Genomic DNA, 3631 nt, shown 5'->3' with positions numbered 1-3631 from the left:
GGCGCTTGACGATGACCTACTCTCGCATGGGGAAACCCCACACTACCATCGGCGATGCGTCGTTTCACTGCTGAGTTCGGGATGGGATCAGGTGGTTCCAACGCTCTATGGTCGTCAAGCAATTCGGTTGGGATGTCGCGGTGCGGCGCCATCCCGAATCGGGCATGTGATGTCTGTGTCTCGGTGGCTTTGCGGTTCAGCCGGATTTTCGGTTCAGTCGGCTTCGACCTCACCCGCTGTGCCGATCCTTCCGGTCGGCCAGATTGTTTGGGTGTTATATGGTCAAGCCTCACGGGCAATTAGTATGGGTTAGCTCAACGCCTCACAACGCTTACACACCCCACCTATCAACGTCGTAGTCTTCGACGGCCCTTCAGGGAGCTCGAGGCTCCAGTGAGATCTCATCTTGAGGCAAGTTTCCCGCTTAGATGCTTTCAGCGGTTATCTTTTCCGAACATAGCTACCCGGCAGTGCCACTGGCGTGACAACCGGAACACCAGAGGTTCGTCCAACCCGGTCCTCTCGTACTAAGGTCAGCCCCTCTCAAATCTCAAACGTCCACGGCAGATAGGGACCGAACTGTCTCACGACGTTCTAAACCCAGCTCGCGTACCACTTTAAATGGCGAACAGCCATACCCTTGGGACCGGCTTCAGCCCCAGGATGTGATGAGCCGACATCGAGGTGCCAAACACCGCCGTCGATATGAACTCTTGGGCGGTATCAGCCTGTTATCCCCGGAGTACCTTTTATCCGTTGAGCGATGGCCCTTCCATACAGAACCACCGGATCACTAAGACCTACTTTCGTACCTGCTCGACGTGTCTGTCTCGCAGTCAAGCGCGCTTTTGCCTTTATACTCTGCGACCGATTTCCGACCGGTCTGAGCGCACCTTCGTACTCCTCCGTTACTCTTTGGGAGGAGACCGCCCCAGTCAAACTGCCCACCATACACTGTCCTCGATCCGGATGACGGACCAGAGTTAGAACCTCAAGCATGCCAGGGTGGTATTTCAAGGATGGCTCCATGGGAACTGGCGTCCCCACTTCAAAGCCTCCCACCTATCCTACACAAGCAGGCTCAAAGTCCAGTGCAAAGCTACAGTAAAGGTTCACGGGGTCTTTCCGTCTAGCCGCGGATACACTGCATCTTCACAGCGATTTCAATTTCACTGAGTCTCGGGTGGAGACAGCGCCGCCATCGTTACGCCATTCGTGCAGGTCGGAACTTACCCGACAAGGAATTTCGCTACCTTAGGACCGTTATAGTTACGGCCGCCGTTTACCGGGGCTTCGATCAAGAGCTTCGCTTGCGCTAACCCCATCAATTAACCTTCCGGCACCGGGCAGGCGTCACACCCTATACGTCCACTTTCGTGTTTGCAGAGTGCTGTGTTTTTAATAAACAGTCGCAGCGGCCTGGTATCTTCGACCGGCATGGGCTTATGGAGTAAATCCTTCACCCTCACCGGCGCACCTTCTCCCGAAGTTACGGTGCCATTTTGCCTAGTTCCTTCACCCGAGTTCTCTCAAGCGCCTTGGTATTCTCTACCCAACCACCTGTGTCGGTTTGGGGTACGGTTCCTGATTACCTGAAGCTTAGAGGCTTTTCCTGGAAGCAGGGCATCAACCACTTCGCCTTCGTAAAAGAAGGCTCGTCATCAGCTCTCGGCCTTGAACACCCGGATTTGCCTAAGTGTTCGGCCTACCACCTTAAACTTGGACAACCAACGCCAAGCTGGCCTAGCCTTCTCCGTCCCCCCATCGCAGTAACCAGAAGTACGGGAATATTAACCCGTTTCCCATCGACTACGCTCTTCAGCCTCGCCTTAGGGACCGACTCACCCTGCGTCGATTAACGTTGCGCAGGAACCCTTGGTCTTTCGGCGTGGGTGTTTTTCACACCCATTGTCGTTACTCATGTCAGCATTCGCACTTCTGATACCTCCAGCAAGCCTCTCGACTCACCTTCACAGGCTTACAGAACGCTCCTCTACCGCTCATCCGAAGATGAACCCGTAGCTTCGGTGCCTGGTTTGAGCCCCGTTACATCTTCCGCGCAGGCCGACTCGACTAGTGAGCTATTACGCTTTCTTTAAAGGGTGGCTGCTTCTAAGCCAACCTCCTAGCTGTCTAAGCCTTCCCACATCGTTTCCCACTTAACCAGGACTTTGGGACCTTAGCTGACGGTCTGGGTTGTTTCCCTTTTCACGACGGACGTTAGCACCCGCCGTGTGTCTCCCGTGCTGACACTTGCCGGTATTCGGAGTTTGCATCGGTTTGGTAAGTCGGGATGACCCCCTAGCCGAAACAGTGCTCTACCCCCAGCAGTGATACACGAGGCGCTACCTAAATAGCTTTCGAGGAGAACCAGCTATCTCCGAGCTTGATTAGCCTTTCACTCCGATCCACAAGTCATCCGCTACCTTTTCAACGGGAGTCGGTTCGGTCCTCCAGTCAGTGTTACCTAACCTTCAACCTGCTCATGGATAGATCGCCCGGTTTCGGGTCTATACCCAGCGACTAAACGCCCTATTAAGACTCGCTTTCGCTACGCCTCCCCTATTCGGTTAAGCTCGCCACTGAATATAAGTCGCTGACCCATTATACAAAAGGTACGCAGTCACCCAACAAAGTGGGCTCCCACTGCTTGTACGCATACGGTTTCAGGTTCTATTTCACTCCCCTCTCCGGGGTTCTTTTCGCCTTTCCCTCACGGTACTGGTTCACTATCGGTCAGTCAGGAGTATTTAGCCTTGGAGGATGGTCCCCCCATGTTCAGACAACGTTTCACGTGCGCCGTCCTACTCGATTTCACTTGCCAGATCCTTTCGTATACGGGGCTATCACCCACTACGGCGGCACTTTCCAGAGCCTTCTACTAGAATCAGGCAAGCTTAAGGGCTAGTCCCCGTTCGCTCGCCACTACTAAGGGAATCTCGGTTGATTTCTTTTCCTCAGGGTACTTAGATGTTTCAGTTCCCCTGGTTCGCCTCTTGCACCTATGGATTCAGTACAAGATACCCAGCTTGTGCTGGGTGGGTTTCCCCATTCAGAGATCTCCGGATCACAGTCTGTTTGCCGACTCCCCGAAGCTTATCGCAGGCTACCACGTCTTTCATCGCCTCTGACTGCCAAGGCATCCACCGTATGCGCTTCTTCACTTGACCATATAACCCCAAGCAATCTGCGGCCTCGCGGCCTTGCCTGGATGGGGTGAAGACGACATTCGCCGAAAATTCGCGCTTGAACTCGCAAATTTACCTTGACCTCATCGATTGCAGTGAAACAATCGATCAGTCTACTTCTATCACATACCCGAATTTTTAAAGAACGAATCTGGCGCAAAGACCAGAAATCAGCATTCGCCGGGGCCATTGCCCTCAGGAAATGCTCGTTTCTGAGCTTTCAGCGATCGATGAGTGGTTGGTGGAGCCAAGGAGGATCGAACTCCTGACCTCCTGCGTGCAAAGCAGGCGCTCTCCCAGCTGAGCTATGGCCCCTCTACCCTCTCTCGAGGTCATGACCGGCCACGCCCCTTGACAATTGGTGGGTCTGGGCAGATTCGAACTGCCGACCTCACCCTTATCAGGGGTGCGCTCTAACCAACTGAGCTACAGACCCAATCGTC

The 3631-nt window shown here is 54.0% G+C and carries 2 tRNA genes and 2 rRNA genes; all 4 read right to left on the bottom strand.

The features are described 5' to 3' along the window. Positions 1 to 3: 3 nt before the first annotated feature. A 5S ribosomal RNA gene (gene rrf / locus EV691_RS22820) occupies positions 4 to 119 on the bottom strand. A 159-nt stretch (positions 120 to 278) separates the two neighbouring features. Next, positions 279 to 3170: ribosomal RNA gene (locus EV691_RS22815) — 23S ribosomal RNA — on the bottom strand. 257 nt (positions 3171 to 3427) lie between these two features. Next, positions 3428 to 3503: transfer RNA gene (locus tag EV691_RS22810), tRNA-Ala, on the bottom strand. Positions 3504 to 3547: 44 nt separating this feature from the next. Next, positions 3548 to 3624: transfer RNA gene (locus EV691_RS22805), tRNA-Ile, on the bottom strand. Positions 3625 to 3631 lie beyond the last annotated feature (7 nt).

Origin of the sequence: Azotobacter chroococcum (assembly GCF_004339665.1) — a bacterium.
Lineage (GTDB): Bacteria > Pseudomonadota > Gammaproteobacteria > Pseudomonadales > Pseudomonadaceae > Azotobacter > Azotobacter chroococcum.
The sequence above is the reverse complement of the archived record's forward strand: the minus strand, read 5'-3'. Positions and strand labels throughout refer to the sequence as shown.